The sequence below is a fragment of the Pseudomonas sp. Leaf127 genome (assembly GCF_001423155.1).
Taxonomy (GTDB): Bacteria; Pseudomonadota; Gammaproteobacteria; order Pseudomonadales; family Pseudomonadaceae; genus Aquipseudomonas; species Aquipseudomonas ovata.
This window is the reverse complement of the sequence record NZ_LMOA01000021.1, coordinates 698,439-713,749: the sequence shown is the minus strand read 5'-3', so window position 1 is coordinate 713,749 and position 15,311 is coordinate 698,439. Positions and strand designations below refer to the sequence as shown.

Genomic DNA, 15,311 nt, shown 5'->3' with positions numbered 1-15,311 from the left:
CTTTAACCGCCGCGTCTGGCCGCAGGGGCTGCTTCCCGGCTGAAGCCGGTCCTGCGGCCTGGGGTCAATATCAATAATTGGGTGAGCATGTTCATGAGCACGACAGACAATAAAACACCGGAGCGGCAACTGCTGCTCGGCGCCTTCATTCCCAGCGCCGGGATCATGGGTGCCAGCTGGCGGCATGCCAGTGCCGCGCCTGATTCGTTCAGCGATTTCGGGCATTTCCAGTGGATTGCCCAGACGCTGGAGGCGGCGCGCTTTCACGCGGTGTTCTTCAACGACACGGTCAATGTCGACGCCGACCTGGAGGTGCTCGAACGCGGCCCCAACAGCGTGCGCTGGGACCCGCTGGTGCTGCTGCCGGCGCTGGCAATGGTCACCCGCCATATCGGCCTGATCGGCACCGCCAGCACCACCTATAACGACCCGTACAACATTGCCCGCAAGCTGGCCAATATCGATCACTTGAGCGGCGGTCGGGTGGGCTGGAACCTGGTGACCTCACTGGGTGGCGGTGAGAATTTCAACCTGGATGCGCACGTGCTGCATGCCGACCGCTACGAGCGCGCCGAAGAGTTCTACGACGTGGTCACCGGGCTCTGGGACAGCTACGAACACGGCGCCTTTGTCCAGGACAAGGCCAGCGGGCGTTTTCTCGACACCGCCAAGCTGCATGTGCTCAACCACCACGGCAAGCACTTTCAGGTGCGCGGCCCGCTCAATGCGCCGCGCCCGCTGCAGGGCTACCCGGTGATTGCCCAGGCGGGTTCCTCGGACTCCGGCCGGGCGCTGGCGGCCCGGGCCGGCGAGCTGATCTTCACCGCCCAGCACACAATCGAGCAGGGCCAGGCGTTCTACCGGCAGATCAAGGCGCAGGCGGCAAAACTGGGTCGCCACCCCGAGCACTTGAAAATCCTGCCCGGTGTCTCGCCGGTGGTCGGCAAGACCCAGGCCGAGGCCCAGGCACGCTATGACCAGTTGCAGCAATTGCTGGAGCCCAAGACCTTTCTGCGCAGCATTTCGCGCTTCGCCAGCCTGGGCTTCGATCTGTCTGAACTGCCGTTCGACGAGGTGGTGCCGCTGCCGCCCGAGCAGTTCGACACCAACACCCACAAGAGCCGCCAGAAGCTGGTGTTCGACCTGATCCGCCGAGAGCGGCCTACGGTGCGCGAGCTGTTCAACAAGCTGACAGCTGGCGGGCACCGGATCCTGATCGGCACCCCGCAAAGCATCGCCGATGACCTGCAAGGCTGGTTCGAGGCAGGCGCCGCCGATGGCTTCAACGTGATGTTCTCCGGCCTGCACGAAGGCATTGCCGCCTTCGCCAGCGGCGTGGTGCCGGAGCTGCAACGGCGTGGGTTGTTCCGCCGCGAGTATCAGGGCGCGACCCTGCGTGAAAACCTCGGCCTGCCGTACATCGCCAACCGCAAAGCCACCGGAAGTGCCGCATGAGCCGGCCTTTGAACCGCGGTTTCAAGCCCGCGGCCCTGGGCTTGGCGCTGCTGGTGCTGGCCGGGTGTGGCGAGTCGTCGGCGCCCGTCGTCCAGGCCGCTGCCGGCACGCCGGTGGCGGGAGGCGTGCTCAAGGTCGCACTCGATGGCGACCCCAACTGCGTCGACCCGCACCAGGCTGGCAACAACACGGCGCTCAATGTCGGCCGGCAACTGGTCGACTCGCTGACCGACCAGGATCCCGACAGCGGTGAGATCGTGCCGTGGCTGGCCACGCGCTGGGAAGTGGATGCCGAGTCGCGCCGCTTTACCTTCCATCTGCGCGAAGGCGTCACCTTCAGCGATGGCACAGCGGTCGATGCGCAGGCGGTGAAAGCCAACTTCGAGCAGATCCTGGCCCTGGGCGCCCGTTCGATCCTGGGCGCGACCTACCTGGCCGGGCTCAAGGGCATCGAGACTCCCGATCCGCTGACCGTGGTGGTCGCCTTCGACCAACCCAACGCGCAGTTCCTGCAAGCCACCTCGACCATGAGCCTGGGCCTGCTGGCCAACGCGACCCTGGCCAGCAGCCCGGCCGACCGTTGCCAGGGCCGGTTGATCGGCAGCGGGCCGTTCAAGCTTGAGCGCTTCGTGCACAACCAGACCCTCAGCCTGTCGCGCCGTGATGACTACCACTGGGCCTCGTCACTGGCCACCCACAGTGGCAAGGCCTGGCTGGCCGGCATCGAATTTCTGATCGTGCCCGAATCCGGCGTGCGCCTGGGCAGCCTGGTGTCCGGGCAGATCGACGTCGACACCGCGGTGGTGGCGCAGAACGAGAAAACCCTTGAATCTCAAGGCCTGCCGCTGTTGGCCCGCGCCAATCCCGGTGTGGTCTTCAACCTGACCCCGGACCTGAGCCGCGCACCCTATACCGACGTGCGTGTGCGCCAGGCGCTGGTCAAGGCCATCGACCGCGAGCAACTGCGCAGCATCATTTCCCGTTATCAACGGCCCGCCACGGCATTACTGGCCAGCAGCACGCCGCATTACAAGGACCTCTCGGCCTTGCTGGCCTTTGACCCGGAAGGTGCCAGGGCGCTGCTCGACGCGGCCGGCTGGCAGCCGGGTGCCGACGGTGTCCGGGTCAAGGATGGCCAGCGCCTGAGCCTGCGGGTGGACTACTGGCAGAACACGCCCATCCTGGAACTGGTCCAGCAGCAACTCAAAGGCGTGGGCGTCGAGCTGAACCTGAACCGCACCACCATCAGCCAGGTCGCGGCCTTGCAGGCCAGTGGCGACATCAGCCTGTACTTCTACAACCTGACCCGGGCCGACCCGGACGTGCTGCGCACGCTGTTCCATGTCAGCGGCCGCAACTACGGCAAGCGTCAGCGTGATGCCCTGGATGACAGGCTCGAAGCCAGCGCCGCGACCCTGGACCCGGTGGTACGCCAGCAACGTGTCGATGCAATCAGCCGCGAGCTGATCGAGCAGGGCCATGCCATTGCGCTGGTCGAGCTGGCCACGGTAATTGCCCACGGCAAGCGCGTTAATGGCCTGCATTTCGAGGCCTCGTCGCGTTTGCAGTTTTTCGATACATGGCTGGAAAAACAATAACGTTTCAGACAATGCCTCTGGCCCGTAGGAGCGCGCTTGCCCGCGACCGAGTGCGTAGCGCTCGCAAAATCTGCGAAACGCCACAGATTTATAGCTGTGAACACATCCAAAATCTGCGAAACGCTGAAAATTTACGACTGCTGCGCAGCCGGTCGCGGGCAAGCGCGCTCCTACTGGCCGCTGTTGGCCAACCTGTGAGACTTTTCTGATGACAGACCTTTCTATCCCTCACCCAGGGCGGCGCTGGCGGCAGGCGACACTGGCCGCTGTGCACCGGCTCTGGCAAAGCGCCCTGGTGCTGTGGGCTGCCTTCAGCCTGTCGTTCGTGATCCTGTACGCGCTGCCCAGTGATCCGGTCAGCATCATGCTCAATCAGAACGGCGAACCCTCGGCGGCAGACCAGGCGCAGATCCAGGCCCTGCGCGCCGAATATCACCTGGATGAGCCGTTGGCCATGCAGTACGGCATCGCCTTGTGGAAAGCGCTGCAGCTGGACCTGGGCCGCTCGATCCAGAGCGGCGAGTCGGTGGTGGCCGCCCTGGCGCAGGCCTTGCCGGCCACCGCGCAACTGACCTTCCTGGCCTTGGGCCTGGCCTTGCTCGGGGGTATCGGCCTGGCGCTGGCGGCCAACCTGACGCGCTGGCCCTGGCTGCGCGACGCCTTGCTGGGAGTGCCGGCCCTGTCGGTGTCGCTGCCGACGTTCTGGGTCGGCCTGCTGCTGTTGCAGGGCTTCTCGTTCAACCTGCACTGGTTCCCGGCCATGGGTAACCGGGGCTTTGCCTCATTGATACTGCCAGCGCTGACCCTGGCCATTCCTGCGGCTGCCGTGATCGCCCAAGTGCTGGTGCGTTCGCTGGCCGGCGTGCGCCAGCAACCGTTTGCCGAAGCCTTGCGCGCCAAGGGCGTCAGCGACCGGCGCCTGTTGTTCGTGCACCTGCTGCACAACGCTGCCGTGCCCGTCTTGAGCCTGGCCGGCGTTGTGGTCGGCAACTTGCTGGCCGGCGCGGTGGTCACCGAAACCGTATTTTCCCGCGAGGGCGTCGGGCGCCTGGCGCAAGCGGCGGTCGGCAGCCAGGACATTCCGATGGTCCAGGGCGTGGTGCTGCTGGCTGCGTTTATCTTCATTGCGGTCAACCTGCTGGTGGACCTCTTGTACCCCTTACTCGATCCGCGCCTGCGTCAATCCATCCGTGGAGGTCAGCGATGAACCTGTCTGTAGCCATGCCTTACCCGCGTTCACCCGGTGCCGTGCGGTGGCACACCGCCTGGCGCCTGCTGCGCAAGCGTCCGCTGCTGCCGCTGGGGCTTGCCGTGCTGCTCCTGGCCCTGGCCTGGGCGTTGTGGCCCGGGCTGTTCAGCCATTACGACCCCTTGCTCGGCCAGCCGGCCCAGGCGTTGCAGCCACCTGGCGCCGGGCACTGGTTCGGCACCGACCACCTGGGCCGCGATCTGTACAGCCGGGCCGTGCATGGCGCGGCGTTGTCGTTGCAGGCCACGGCGCTGGCGGTGCTGATTGCCTTATTGCTCGGCATTGTCCTGGGGGTGGTCGCCGGGTATTTCGGTGGCTGGCTGGACGCGGTGCTGATGCGTGTGGTGGAAGTGCTGATGGCGATTCCTTCGCTGCTGCTGGCCATGGCAATCATTACGGTGCTCGGTTTTGGCACCCTGAACATCGCCCTGGCGGTGGGACTGTCATCGGTGGCGACCTTTGCCCGTCTGGTGCGCGGCGAGGTGCTGCGTTGGCGCACCTGCCTGTTTGTCGAAGCCGCACGCGTCTCTGGAGTCGGGCCGTGGCGCATCATCTACGGACATATCCTGGCCCACGCCGCCGGCCCGGTGCTGGCCCTGGCGGCACTGGAGTTCGGCGCGGCGGTGCTGTCGGTGTCGGCGCTGAGCTTTCTCGGTTTTGGCGCACCACCGCCGCAGCCGGAATGGGGGCTGCTGATTTCCGAAGGCCGCAACTACATGGTCGCCGCCTGGTGGTACACCAGCTTGCCGGGCCTGGTACTGGCCGCCGTGGTGCTGGCGGCCAACCAGCTCGCCCGTGCCCTTCAGGACCTGCAAGGAGTACGGCGATGAGTGCACCAATGCCTGTCTTGCAGGTGCAGGACCTGCGCATCGGTTATCAGACCGAGCGCGGTCGGGTCGAGGGCGTCGATCAGGTCAGCTTTGCGGTGTACCCCGGCGAGATCGTGGCCGTGGTCGGCGAGTCCGGCTCGGGCAAGTCCACCACCGCCGCCGCGCTGGTCGGGCTGTTGGCCGGCAATGCCGTGATCGAGGCCGGCAGCCTGCACCTGGCCGGTCTTGAGCGGGTCGGACTGAATGAGCGGGACTGGCGCGCTGTGCGCGGCCGGCAGGTGGGCTTTGTGCCCCAGGACCCGGGCCTGTCGCTGGACCCGGTCAAGCGCATCGACCGCCAGGTGGAAGAGGCCATGACCGTGCACGGTGTGGCGCGCCGTGAAGCCCGCGAGCGTGCGCGGACCTTGTTGCAGCAAGTGGGCCTGCGTGACATCGAGCGGGTGGCACGCAGCTATCCGCATCAGTTGTCCGGTGGCATGCGCCAGCGCATTTTGATCGCCATCGCCCTGGCCAACGACCCGCCGCTGATCATCGCCGACGAGCCCACCAGCGCGCTGGACGTCGGCGTGCAGCGCCAGGTGCTTGATCGGTTGCAGCAACTGGCCCGCGAGCGCGGCACGGCGGTGCTGTTGATCACCCATGACCTGGGCGTGGCGCTGGACCGGGCCGACCGCCTGATCGTCATGCAGCACGGGCGGATTGTCGAAACCGGCTCGGCGCGGGCGATTTTCGAACAGCCGGCGCATGCCTATACCCGGCAGTTGCTCAGTGCCGCGCCCAGCCTGGCGGCAGCCCGGCAGCGTGTGCGCCCGGCGCTGCATGCGCGTGCAGCCAGTGCAGTGCCGCTGTTGCAGGTCAAGCACTTGCACAAGGACTTCTCCAGTTGGCGCAACCCTGGCCAGCCGGCGGTGCAGGCGGTGTCGTTCGACGTGGTGCGGCACGGCACCACCAGCCTGGTGGGCGAGTCCGGTTCGGGCAAGTCGACCACCGCCCGGTTGATCCTGGGGCTTGAGCAGGCCGATCGTGGCCAGGTGCTGTTTGACGGTCAGGACCTTGTGGGCCTGTCGGCGCGCCAGTGGCAGCCGCTGCGCCGGCGCATCCAGATCGTCTACCAGAACCCCTATGCCTCGCTGGACCCGCGCTGGACCCTGGCGCAGATCATCAGCGAACCCTTACACGCCTTTGCCGTTGGCGACCGCGCCTGGCGGGCCGAACGCGCCGCGCAGTTGCTGGCGCAGGTGGAACTGCCGGCGCACTTGCTGCAACGCCGGCCCACTGAGTTGTCCGGTGGCCAGCGCCAGCGCGTGGCGATTGCCCGGGCACTGGCCCTGGAACCGGAACTGCTGGTGCTGGACGAAGCGTTGTCGGCGCTGGACGTCTCGGTGCAGGCGCAGATCCTGGAGCTGCTCAGCCAGTTGCAGCAGCGCCTAGGCCTGACCTACCTGTTTATCTCCCATGACCTGGCCGTGGTGCGGCAGATCTCCGACCAGGTGGTGGTCATGCGCGAAGGCCGGGTGGTGGAGCAGGGCGCCTGTGCCCAAGTGTTTGAAGCGCCGTCATCGCCTTACACGGCGCAATTGCTGGCTGATGTGCCGGGACGCCTTTATCTGCAGGCTCAGGCAGTTATGAAGGAGCCTGCTTTTAATTATTAAAATGCATATTAGCTTATATTTTTAATTCATTTTCGGCATTTAATGCGGGTTGCTAGGATGCCGACATGACTTGACTGAACAGGAAGTGATGCATGCCCCTTACCGTGATTGCCAGCCAGCACGATGAAGAAATCAACGCCTTGCTGCGCCAGCGCCTGCCTGAATACACCATCGTGCCGATTGGCCAGGGCACGCCCGAGGTGCCGCCTGAAGCGAGCATTCTGCTGACCCGGCCATTCTTCGGCAACTTCCGTACCCAGGAGCTGCCCGAGCAGCCGGCCGGCTGGCCGTTCAACCTCAAGTGGGTGCAACTGACCTCGTCGGGCATCGACGGTTACCCGGCCTGGCTGTTCGACAGCCTGCCGGTGTCGTCGGCGCGTGGCACCGCTTCTGTGGCGGTGGCCGAATTTGCCCTGGCGGCGATCCTGGCACAGGTCAAGCAGTTCCCCGAGGTGTGGATCGACAGCGTCGAGCAATGGCAGCGCTTCCCGTTGCAGCAATTGAGCGGCAGTACGCTGGGCATCGTCGGCTTTGGCGCCATCGGCCGCGACCTGGCCATTCGCGCCCAGGCGCTGGGGGTCAAGGTCATCGCCGTCAACCATTCCGGCAAGCCCTTTGGCGTGCCCGGTGTAGCACGCGCCGACGGCCTGCCACACCTGTTTGCCGAGTCCGACCACGTGGTGCTGGCCGCGCCGGCCACCGCATCGACCCGTCACCTGGTCGACAAGGCATTGCTCGACCACGCCAAACCTGGCCTGCACCTGGTCAACATTGCCCGCGGCAGCCTGATCGACGAAGCCGCCCTGGTCCAGGCCCTGGACGAAGGCCGCCTGAGCCGCGCCACCCTGGACGTCACCGCCATCGAGCCGACCCCGGCGGACCACCCGTTCTACACCCACCCCAAGGTACGCCTGTCACCCCACGTGTCCCCGGCCAGCGGCGTGATCTGGCACAACATCGTCGAACACTTCGTGGCCAATCTGCTGCGTTATCACAAAAACGAACCGTTGGGCGATGTGGTGGATTTCGCCAGAGGGTATTGAAACACCGCCGGTAGGAGCGCGCTCTGCCGGAATGCCGGACCACCGCGACCGGCTGCGCAGCAGTCGTAAAATTTGCGAAACGCCACAGATTTACAGCCGTGAACACGTTAAAAATCTGCGAAACGCCACAGATTTACAGCCGTGAACACGTTAAAAATCTGCGAAACGCCACAATTTTACGACTGCTAACGCAGCCGGTCGCGGGCAAGCGCGCTCCTACACCGGTCCAGTGTTTGCTGCGCGACAGTGCTCCGCCTTGGCGCGCCGCCTTGGCGCGGTGCAGCAGCGCAACACCCGTGCATCTTCGGTTCGTTGCGACCGCCATGTGTTGCCCGTGCCAGGGCGAAAATGGCGTCCATGCGCCAGTGCTGGTTGGCGTGTCGTGTGTCCGTTTGACGTGCAACGCAAGGGTCAGTGGGCGACTTGATGGCACGGTCATGTTCAGGCTCCAGGCAGGTCAAAAGAACAAGACCTCCGCCTGGCAAAGGGGTCGGTAATGGGGGCAAGCGCGAACAAGAGCATAAAGCGTCTTTTTAATATTCTATTTTTTAATAATTAGCTTAGAAGAAAATGTGCTTTTTAAAGATCCGCTTCTGCGCATAGTCTGGCGCCACATGCTTTACATGCCCTTCAGGAGCCACCCCATGAGCAACGTCAGTGCCTTGCCCATCCAGCAGGATGCCCCCCAACCCTCAGCCTCGGCCTCGGCCTCGGCCTCGGTGCGTGACCGCGTCTCGGCTGCCGAGTGGGAGGTGCGGGTGCAACTGGCCGCCGCTTACCGCCTGGCGGCCCACAAGCGCTGGACCGATCATATCTACACGCACTTTTCGGCGCGGGTGCCAGGCCCCGAAGAGCACTTTCTGATCAACGCCTTCGGCCTGTTGTTCGACGAAATCACCGCCTCGAACCTGGTCAAGGTCGACCTGGACGGCACGATCGTCGACGACCCGACCGGCCTTGGCATCAACTACGCAGGCTACGTGATCCACAGCGCCATCCACGGTGCGCGTCCGGACCTGGTGGCGGTCCTGCACACTCATACCCGTGACGGCATTGCCGTGTCGGCGCAAAAGCGCGGCCTGTTGCCGATCTCGCAGCACGCGCTGGGTTTCTCCGGGCGCATCGCCTATCACGACTACGAGGGCGTGGCGCTGGAGCTGGACGAGCGCGAGCGCCTGGTGGCCGACCTGGGCAGTAAAAGCGTGATGATCCTGCGCAATCATGGCCTGCTGACCGGCGGGGTGAGCGTGGCCCATGCCTTCCAGCAACTGCATGGCCTGGAATACGCCTGCAATATCCAGATTGCCGCGCAATCGGCCGGCAACGATGAGTTGATCCTGCCGCCCCCTGACGTGGTCGCCAAGGTCGAGGAGCAGGCCCGGGTCTTCAAGGATGGCAACGGTCCCGGTGTGGCCCGCCACTGGAACGCGCTGATTCGCGAGCTGGATCGCCTGGGCACCGGTTACAAGGATTAATCGTCAGGTAATTTCCCGGCGCTTGGTGTAGTGTGCGCACCCAAAAACACGGGGTGCCCACATGCAAGACTTGCTGAACGAAATCCTCGATGAAGTCAGGCCGTTGCTCGGCCAGGGCAAAGTCGCCAATTACATCCCGGCGCTGGGCGAGGTGCGTCCCGATCAACTGGGCATCGCGGTGTACAGCAACAGTGGCGAGGTCTTCCAGGCCGGGGACGCGCAAACGCCGTTTTCGATCCAGAGCATTTCCAAGGTCTTCAGCCTGGTCCAGGCCATCCAGCATTCCGGCGAAGAAATCTGGGAACGCGTCGGCCACGAGCCGTCCGGCCAGCCGTTCAATTCGCTGGTGCAGCTGGAGTTCGAGCGTGGCAAGCCGCGCAACCCGTTCATCAATGCCGGCGCCCTGATCATCTGCGACATCAACCAGTCGCGCTTTGCCGCGCCATCCTTGTCGATGCGCGATTTCGTGCGGCGTCTGTGTGGCAACCCCAAGGTGATTTCCGATGCCAAAGTGGCCGAATCCGAGTACCAGCATCGCTCACGCAATGCGGCGGCGGCCTGGCTGATGAAGTCGTTCGGCAATTTTCACGGTGAAGTCGAGAACGTGCTGCGCAGTTATTTTCACCATTGCGCACTGAGCATGAACTGCATCGACCTGGCGCGGGCCTTCGGCTTTCTGGCCAACGAAGGCTTCTGCACCCACAGCGGCGAGCAGATCCTCACGGCGCGCCAGACCACGCAATTGAACTCGATCATGGCCACCAGCGGGCTGTACGATGAGGCCGGCAACTTTGCCTACCGCGTCGGCCTGCCAGGCAAGAGCGGGGTAGGGGGCGGCATCGTCGCGGTGGTGCCGGGGCGTTTCTCGGTGTGTGTATGGTCGCCGGAGTTGAACGCGGCCGGGAACTCACTGGTCGGAATGGCAGCGCTGGAACGTTTGAGCGCGCGAATCGAGTGGTCGGTGTTCTGACGGCCAGCCCCTCGATCCGTTTCATGTTTTCAGGAGATCGAGGTGAGTCCAAACCTGCTATTGAGCCTGCTGGCCGCGACAGCGCTGCTGCTGAGCGGCTGTGTCACGGCGCCCTCGGGACCGCCGCCGCTCAGCCCGGAGCAGGCGCGGGTGCGCATTCTTGAGCGGCTGCCGGCCAACGTGAGCGACCGCCAGGGCTGGGCGGCGGATTTCCAGACCGCGTTCACCACCCAGGACATTGCCCTGAACGACTCGAACCTCTGCGCCGCCCTGGCGGTGACCGAGCAGGAGTCGACCTACCAGGCCGACCCGCCGGTGCCGGGGCTGGCGCGTATCGCCCGGCAGGAAATCGACCGTCGTGCTGCCCGCCTGCACATCCCGGCGGCGCTGATCGACGCCGCCCTGGGCCTACGCTCGCCGGACGGCAAGACCTATGCGGCGCGGCTGGCGGCGGCGCGTACCGAAAAGCAACTGAGCGCCATCTTCGACGATTTCACCAGCATGGTGCCGCTCGGCCAGACCCTGTTCGGGCGCTTCAACCCGGTGCACACCGGCGGGCCGATGCAGGTCAGCATCGCCTTTGCCGAAGAGCACGCGAACAATTACCCCTATGCGGTGGACGGCTCGATTCGCCGCGAAGTGTTCAGCCGCCGTGGCGGCCTGTATTTCGGTATCGCCCACTTGCTCGGTTACCCGGTCGATTACCCCGAGCCGCTGTACCGCTTTGCCGATTTCAACGCTGGCTGGTACGCCAGTCGCAACGCGGCGTTCCAGAACGCGGTGAGTCGCCTGACCGGCATCGAGCTGGCACTGGACGGCGACCTGATCCTGCGTGACTCGCTGGACCCTGGCGCGACCGAGCGGGCCGTGCGCAGCCTGGCGCCGCGCCTGGGGCTGAGCAATGCGGCCCTCTACAACCAGCTCAAGAAGGGCGACGGCCCCGAGTTTGCAGAGACCCGGGTGTATGCGCGGGTGTTCGAACTGGCCGAGCAGACAGCCGGCAAACAGCTGCCGCGCGCGATACTGCCGGGCATCACCCTGCAAAGCCCGAAGATCACCCGTAAACTGACCACCGCCTGGTTCGCCCAGCGGGTCAATGAGCGTTACCTGCGCTGTATGCGGCGCACCTGAAGGGCCTGAACAGCGGCGGCGCTGGCCGTCGCATTTCTTCGATAAAAGGGAGTCATCGATGCAATTTCGTTCACTCGGCAAGACGGACATTTCTGTCAGCGCCATCTGCCTGGGCACCATGACCTGGGGCGAGCAGAACACTCAGGAACAGGCTTTCGAGCAGATTCGCCTGGCCAAGCAGGCCGGCATCAATTTCATCGACACCGCCGAGATGTACCCGGTGCCGCCGCGTGGCGAAACCTACACCCGTACCGAAAGCATCATCGGTGAGTACTTCAAGGCCCACGGCGACCGCAATGACTGGGTACTGGCCAGCAAGGTCGCAGGTCCCGGCCGCATGGAACACATCCGTGACGGCAACCCGCGCCTTGACCGACGCAACATCACCGCCGCCCTCGAAGGCAGTCTCAAGCGCCTGAACACCGATTACCTCGACCTGTACCAGTTGCACTGGCCGGACCGCAAGACCAACTTCTTCGGTGTGCTGGGTTACCAGCATGATGCCAATGACGACGCGGTGGCCATTGAGGAAACCCTGTCGGTACTGGGCGACCTGGTCAAGGAAGGCAAGGTGCGCCAGATCGGCCTGTCCAACGAAACCCCGTGGGGCACCCAGCGCTTTCTGCACCTGGCCGAGACCCTGAACCTGCCGCGCGCCGTGTCGATCCAGAACCCCTACAGCCTGCTCAACCGCACCTTTGAAGTGGGCCTGGCGGAAATCGCCATTCGCGAGCAGATCGGCCTGCTGGCCTATTCGCCCTTGGCGTTCGGCGTGCTGACCGGCAAATACCTCGACGGCGCTCGTCCGGCCGATGGCCGCCTGACGCTCTATGAGCGCTTCCAGCGCTACAACAACCCCGAGGCCCAGAGCGCCACCGCCCGCTACGTGGCTTTGGCCCGCGAGCATGGCCTGGACCCTGGTCAGATGGCCCTGGCTTACGTCACCAGTCGTCCATTCGTGACCAGCAACATCATCGGCGCGACCAACCTCGAACAACTGGCCAGCAACCTGGCGAGCATTGACCTTACGTTGTCCGATGAAGTGATTGCCGGCATTGAGGCCATCCACACCGCCCAACCCAACCCGGCCCCGTAACCACCCCACGGCCTGGCCCCCCGTAGGAGCGCGCTCTGCCCGCGACCGAGTGCGCAGCGCTCGTAAAATTGTGGTGTTTCCGAGATATTGAATGTGTTTGCAATCAAAAAATTGCAGCGTTTGACACATTTTGCGAGCGCTACGCACTCGGTCGCGGGCAAGCGCGCTCCTACGGTCCTCCCACAAGGCCGGGGTGTGTCAGGACAGGCAGGTTGAGGTCATAATGACCTCATGTTTCCTGCCTGCCCGGTGCCCTGATGCCTCACCCTCTGCTGCGTTCGTTGTTACCGCTGGTGGCCGACCTGTCGCGCGAATTGCCTGACGAGGAGCGCTATCGGCGGCTGCTGCATTCCTTGCGCCAATTGCTGCCGTGCGATGCGGTGGCGTTGCTCAAGCTTGAAGAGGATGTGCTGGTGCCGCTGGCGGTCGATGGCCTGAGCGCCGACACCCTCGGGCGGCGCTTTCGGGTCAGCGAGCACCCGCGCCTGAAGATTCTGCTGTACGGCCACAAGCCGGTGCGGTTCGCCGCCGATTGCGAGCTGCCCGATCCCTATGACGGTCTGCTCGACGGCCACGGTCCCCTTGAAGTCCATGATTGCCTGGGCTGCCCGTTGATCATTCAGGGCCAGCCCTGGGGCCTGATCACCCTCGATGCGCTGGATGCCGCCACCTTCGGCAGCGTCGACCTGGACACCCTGCAAGCGTTCGCCAGCCTGGCCGCCGCCACGGTCATGGCCAGTGAGCGCATCCAGCAATTGCTGCGCGGGTTCGAGGAGCAGCGTCAATTGGTCGAAGTCTACAAACGCGTCGCTGGCGGCCATGCACCGCGCGAACTGATCGGCCAGAGCCCGACGCACAAGCGTTTGCAGCAGGAAATCGCCCTGGTGGGCAACAGCCCGCTGACCGTACTGATCACCGGCGAGACCGGGGTGGGCAAGGAGCTGGTCGCCGAGTCGATCCACCTGCATTCGCCGCGTGCAAACAAGGCCTTGATCAGCATCAACTGTGCAGCCTTGCCCGAGACACTGGTCGAGAGCGAGCTGTTCGGTCATGTGCGCGGTGCCTTTTCCGGTGCCGTGGCCGGGCGCAGCGGCAAGTTCGAACTGGCCGACGGCGGCACGCTGTTTCTCGATGAGGTCGGGGAGCTGCCGCTGCCGGTGCAGTCCAAGCTGTTGCGCGTGTTGCAAAGCGGCCAGTTGCAGCGCGTGGGCTCGGATCAGGAGCATCACGTCGATGTACGCATCATCGCCGCCACCAACCGCGACCTGGCCGAGGAAGTGCGACAGGGCCGCTTTCGCGCGGACCTGTATCACCGCCTGAGTGTCTACCCGCTGCAGGTGCCGCCGCTGCGCGAGCGCGGTCGTGATGTGCTGTTGCTGGCCGGCTTTTTCCTGGAAGAGAACCGCGTGCGCATGGGGCTGCGCAGTGTGCGCCTGACCGGCGAGGCGCAGCAGCGGCTGGTGGCCTACCGTTGGCCGGGCAATGTGCGCGAACTGGAGCATCTGATCAGCCGGGCGGTGCTCAAGGCATTGGTGACGCCGGCCGAGCGGCCCATGATGGTGACGGTCGAAGCCGCCATGCTGGGCCTGGACAGCGAGCCTGTCATCGTGCCCGAGGCACAGGCACCTGACGTCGAGCACGACCCTTTGCCGACCGCAGGCGAGGGGCTCAAGGCCTCGGTGGACGCGTTCCAGCGACGCCTGATCGAGCAGGCGCTGGAACGTCACCAGGGCAAGTGGGCCGAGGTGGCACGCGAGCTGGGCGTCGACCGCGCCAACCTCAGTCGCCTGGCCAAAAGGCTGGCCATTCGCTAGCAGACTGCCGGGCCAGACGTGCCGCCGGGCGTCTGTCTGGAAAAAATAAGGAATTTTTCACATCTGCCATATGTCCGTTATTGCTCAGTGTCCTTTCAATATCAAGGCGTTGCCGAGCGAGTGAAAGATTGACCGTTGCCTGGGTCCGGAGTGGATCAACGGCAGCCGCCAATGACTTTTTCGTTCACCCGGCAGGTTGTTTTGCAGAAAGGGCACCGGATCATCAATAAGGGAGGCAATGCTGTAAATGGCTCAGGAAAAACACTATCGAATCGATTACCTGTTGAACGGTGCTTTCAAGAGTTTCTACATCCGTGCCACCAACATGGACAATGCCGAGGCCTGGCACTATGCAAGTGTGGATGCAGGCTTGGCACGCATTCCCAAGTACCGTCTGGAGCGCGTGCCACGGGTGTCAAAGCCCTACGCCGAGCACTTCGGCATTACCAATGTGGAATGGAGCCAGGCATAAAGCGCCAGCCTGGGTCAGTCGCCGTCGTACGGGAACTCCTGCAGGATCTCGAGCAACGGGCGGTCACCCGGGCCCTGCACGTTGTCCAGCATCCAGCACTGGGTGGTCGGGCTTTTGGCCAGTAACAACCGGGTGGTCTGCTCTACGCCCGGTTGGGAGGGCGCGTTCGGGTAGCCGAGCACGTAATTCATTTCGACCACCACCTGCTGGTCGGGGGTGGAGACCGTCTTCCAGGTGATGGGCTCCAGCACACTGCCGTCCTGCGCATCTGTCCAGGGGTTGGCGCTAATCGCGCATTGATCGCCCGAGGCCTGGCAGGCCCAATCCTTTTTCAGCCATTCCAGCAGCGTTGCCGACAGGTACTGCGGGCCACCCTTGCCCTTGACGTAGAAATCGGCGTGCTGGGTGAAGATCCAGCGGGCCGTGTCGACCGGGGTCGTGGCCGGGCAAGCGGCCAGTGCCGCTCCGGACAGGCTGCAGGCGACGGCAAAAACAATGGCTTTGTACATGCAATGAACTCGATAAG

Annotated in this window: 13 protein-coding genes; 12 read left to right on the top strand and 1 reads right to left on the bottom strand. The window is 64.4% G+C overall.

Annotated features, from left to right (window positions below):
• Positions 1 to 93 precede the first annotated feature (93 nt).
• From ASF84_RS16545 to ASF84_RS16490, 12 genes are all read left to right on the top strand, one after another.
• Complete coding sequence (locus ASF84_RS16545; protein ID WP_056840181.1) at positions 94 to 1,455, top strand: LLM class flavin-dependent oxidoreductase; 1,362 nt, start codon at positions 94 to 96, stop codon at positions 1,453 to 1,455.
• Positions 1,452 to 3,053 (top strand): ABC transporter substrate-binding protein, encoded by a 1,602-nt coding sequence (locus ASF84_RS16540; RefSeq protein ID WP_056839893.1) that lies wholly within the window; start codon positions 1,452 to 1,454, stop codon positions 3,051 to 3,053. Before ASF84_RS16545 ends, ASF84_RS16540 begins: the two co-directional genes overlap by 4 nt.
• Before the next feature lie 208 nt (positions 3,054 to 3,261).
• On the top strand, positions 3,262 to 4,260 hold the full coding sequence (locus ASF84_RS16535; protein ID WP_056839892.1) for an ABC transporter permease: 999 nt from the start codon (positions 3,262 to 3,264) through the stop codon (positions 4,258 to 4,260).
• Positions 4,257 to 5,132, top strand: coding sequence for an ABC transporter permease (locus tag ASF84_RS16530; RefSeq protein WP_201783681.1), 876 nt, complete (start codon positions 4,257 to 4,259; stop codon positions 5,130 to 5,132). The genes ASF84_RS16535 and ASF84_RS16530 overlap by 4 nt, the downstream gene beginning before the upstream one ends.
• On the top strand, positions 5,129 to 6,784 hold the full coding sequence (locus ASF84_RS16525; protein WP_056839891.1) for a dipeptide ABC transporter ATP-binding protein: 1,656 nt from the start codon (positions 5,129 to 5,131) through the stop codon (positions 6,782 to 6,784). Before ASF84_RS16530 ends, ASF84_RS16525 begins: the two co-directional genes overlap by 4 nt.
• A gap of 92 nt (positions 6,785 to 6,876) precedes the next feature.
• Positions 6,877 to 7,827 (top strand): D-isomer specific 2-hydroxyacid dehydrogenase family protein, encoded by a 951-nt coding sequence (locus tag ASF84_RS16520; protein WP_056839890.1) that lies wholly within the window; start codon positions 6,877 to 6,879, stop codon positions 7,825 to 7,827.
• A 644-nt stretch (positions 7,828 to 8,471) separates the two neighbouring features.
• Positions 8,472 to 9,302 carry a class II aldolase/adducin family protein gene (locus tag ASF84_RS16515; RefSeq protein ID WP_056839889.1) on the top strand — a complete coding sequence of 277 codons (831 nt, stop codon included), beginning with the start codon at positions 8,472 to 8,474 and terminating at the stop codon, positions 9,300 to 9,302.
• Between the two features lie 61 nt (positions 9,303 to 9,363).
• A complete protein-coding gene (gene glsB / locus ASF84_RS16510; RefSeq protein WP_056839888.1) occupies positions 9,364 to 10,272 on the top strand; it encodes a glutaminase B in 909 nt (302 codons plus the stop codon).
• A 66-nt stretch (positions 10,273 to 10,338) separates the two neighbouring features.
• A complete protein-coding gene (locus tag ASF84_RS16505; protein ID WP_056840179.1) occupies positions 10,339 to 11,403 on the top strand; it encodes a DUF1615 domain-containing protein in 1,065 nt (354 codons plus the stop codon).
• 58 nt (positions 11,404 to 11,461) lie between these two features.
• Positions 11,462 to 12,499, top strand: a complete 1,038-nt coding sequence (locus ASF84_RS16500) for an NADP(H)-dependent aldo-keto reductase (protein WP_056839887.1) — start codon at positions 11,462 to 11,464, stop codon at positions 12,497 to 12,499.
• A gap of 257 nt (positions 12,500 to 12,756) precedes the next feature.
• Entirely contained in the window at positions 12,757 to 14,313 is a 1,557-nt protein-coding gene (gene norR, locus ASF84_RS16495; protein ID WP_056839886.1) for a nitric oxide reductase transcriptional regulator NorR, read from the top strand.
• Between the two features lie 247 nt (positions 14,314 to 14,560).
• Complete coding sequence (locus tag ASF84_RS16490) at positions 14,561 to 14,785, top strand: DUF6555 family protein (RefSeq protein WP_056839885.1); 225 nt, start codon at positions 14,561 to 14,563, stop codon at positions 14,783 to 14,785.
• 14 nt (positions 14,786 to 14,799) lie between these two features.
• Here the strand turns inward: ASF84_RS16490 and ASF84_RS16485 are convergent, their stop codons facing one another.
• Complete coding sequence (locus ASF84_RS16485; RefSeq protein WP_056839884.1) at positions 14,800 to 15,294, bottom strand: hypothetical protein; 495 nt, start codon at positions 15,292 to 15,294, stop codon at positions 14,800 to 14,802.
• Between the last annotated feature and the right edge of the window lie 17 nt (positions 15,295 to 15,311).

What these genes read in the sequence shown, in the direction of transcription:
- ASF84_RS16545 (WP_056840181.1), top strand. Translation starts at nt 94, where the DNA reads ATGAGCACGACAGACAATAAAACACCGGAGCGGCAACTGCTGCTCGGC.
- ASF84_RS16540 (WP_056839893.1), top strand. Translation starts at nt 1,452, where the DNA reads ATGAGCCGGCCTTTGAACCGCGGTTTCAAGCCCGCGGCCCTGGGCTTG.
- ASF84_RS16535 (WP_056839892.1), top strand. Translation starts at nt 3,262, where the DNA reads ATGACAGACCTTTCTATCCCTCACCCAGGGCGGCGCTGGCGGCAGGCG.
- ASF84_RS16530 (WP_201783681.1), top strand. Translation starts at nt 4,257, where the DNA reads ATGAACCTGTCTGTAGCCATGCCTTACCCGCGTTCACCCGGTGCCGTG.
- ASF84_RS16525 (WP_056839891.1), top strand. Translation starts at nt 5,129, where the DNA reads ATGAGTGCACCAATGCCTGTCTTGCAGGTGCAGGACCTGCGCATCGGT.
- ASF84_RS16520 (WP_056839890.1), top strand. Translation starts at nt 6,877, where the DNA reads ATGCCCCTTACCGTGATTGCCAGCCAGCACGATGAAGAAATCAACGCC.
- ASF84_RS16515 (WP_056839889.1), top strand. Translation starts at nt 8,472, where the DNA reads ATGAGCAACGTCAGTGCCTTGCCCATCCAGCAGGATGCCCCCCAACCC.
- glsB (WP_056839888.1), top strand. Translation starts at nt 9,364, where the DNA reads ATGCAAGACTTGCTGAACGAAATCCTCGATGAAGTCAGGCCGTTGCTC.
- ASF84_RS16500 (WP_056839887.1), top strand. Translation starts at nt 11,462, where the DNA reads ATGCAATTTCGTTCACTCGGCAAGACGGACATTTCTGTCAGCGCCATC.
- norR (WP_056839886.1), top strand. Translation starts at nt 12,757, where the DNA reads ATGCCTCACCCTCTGCTGCGTTCGTTGTTACCGCTGGTGGCCGACCTG.
- ASF84_RS16490 (WP_056839885.1), top strand. Translation starts at nt 14,561, where the DNA reads ATGGCTCAGGAAAAACACTATCGAATCGATTACCTGTTGAACGGTGCT.
- ASF84_RS16485 (WP_056839884.1), bottom strand. Translation starts at nt 15,294, where the DNA reads ATGTACAAAGCCATTGTTTTTGCCGTCGCCTGCAGCCTGTCCGGAGCG.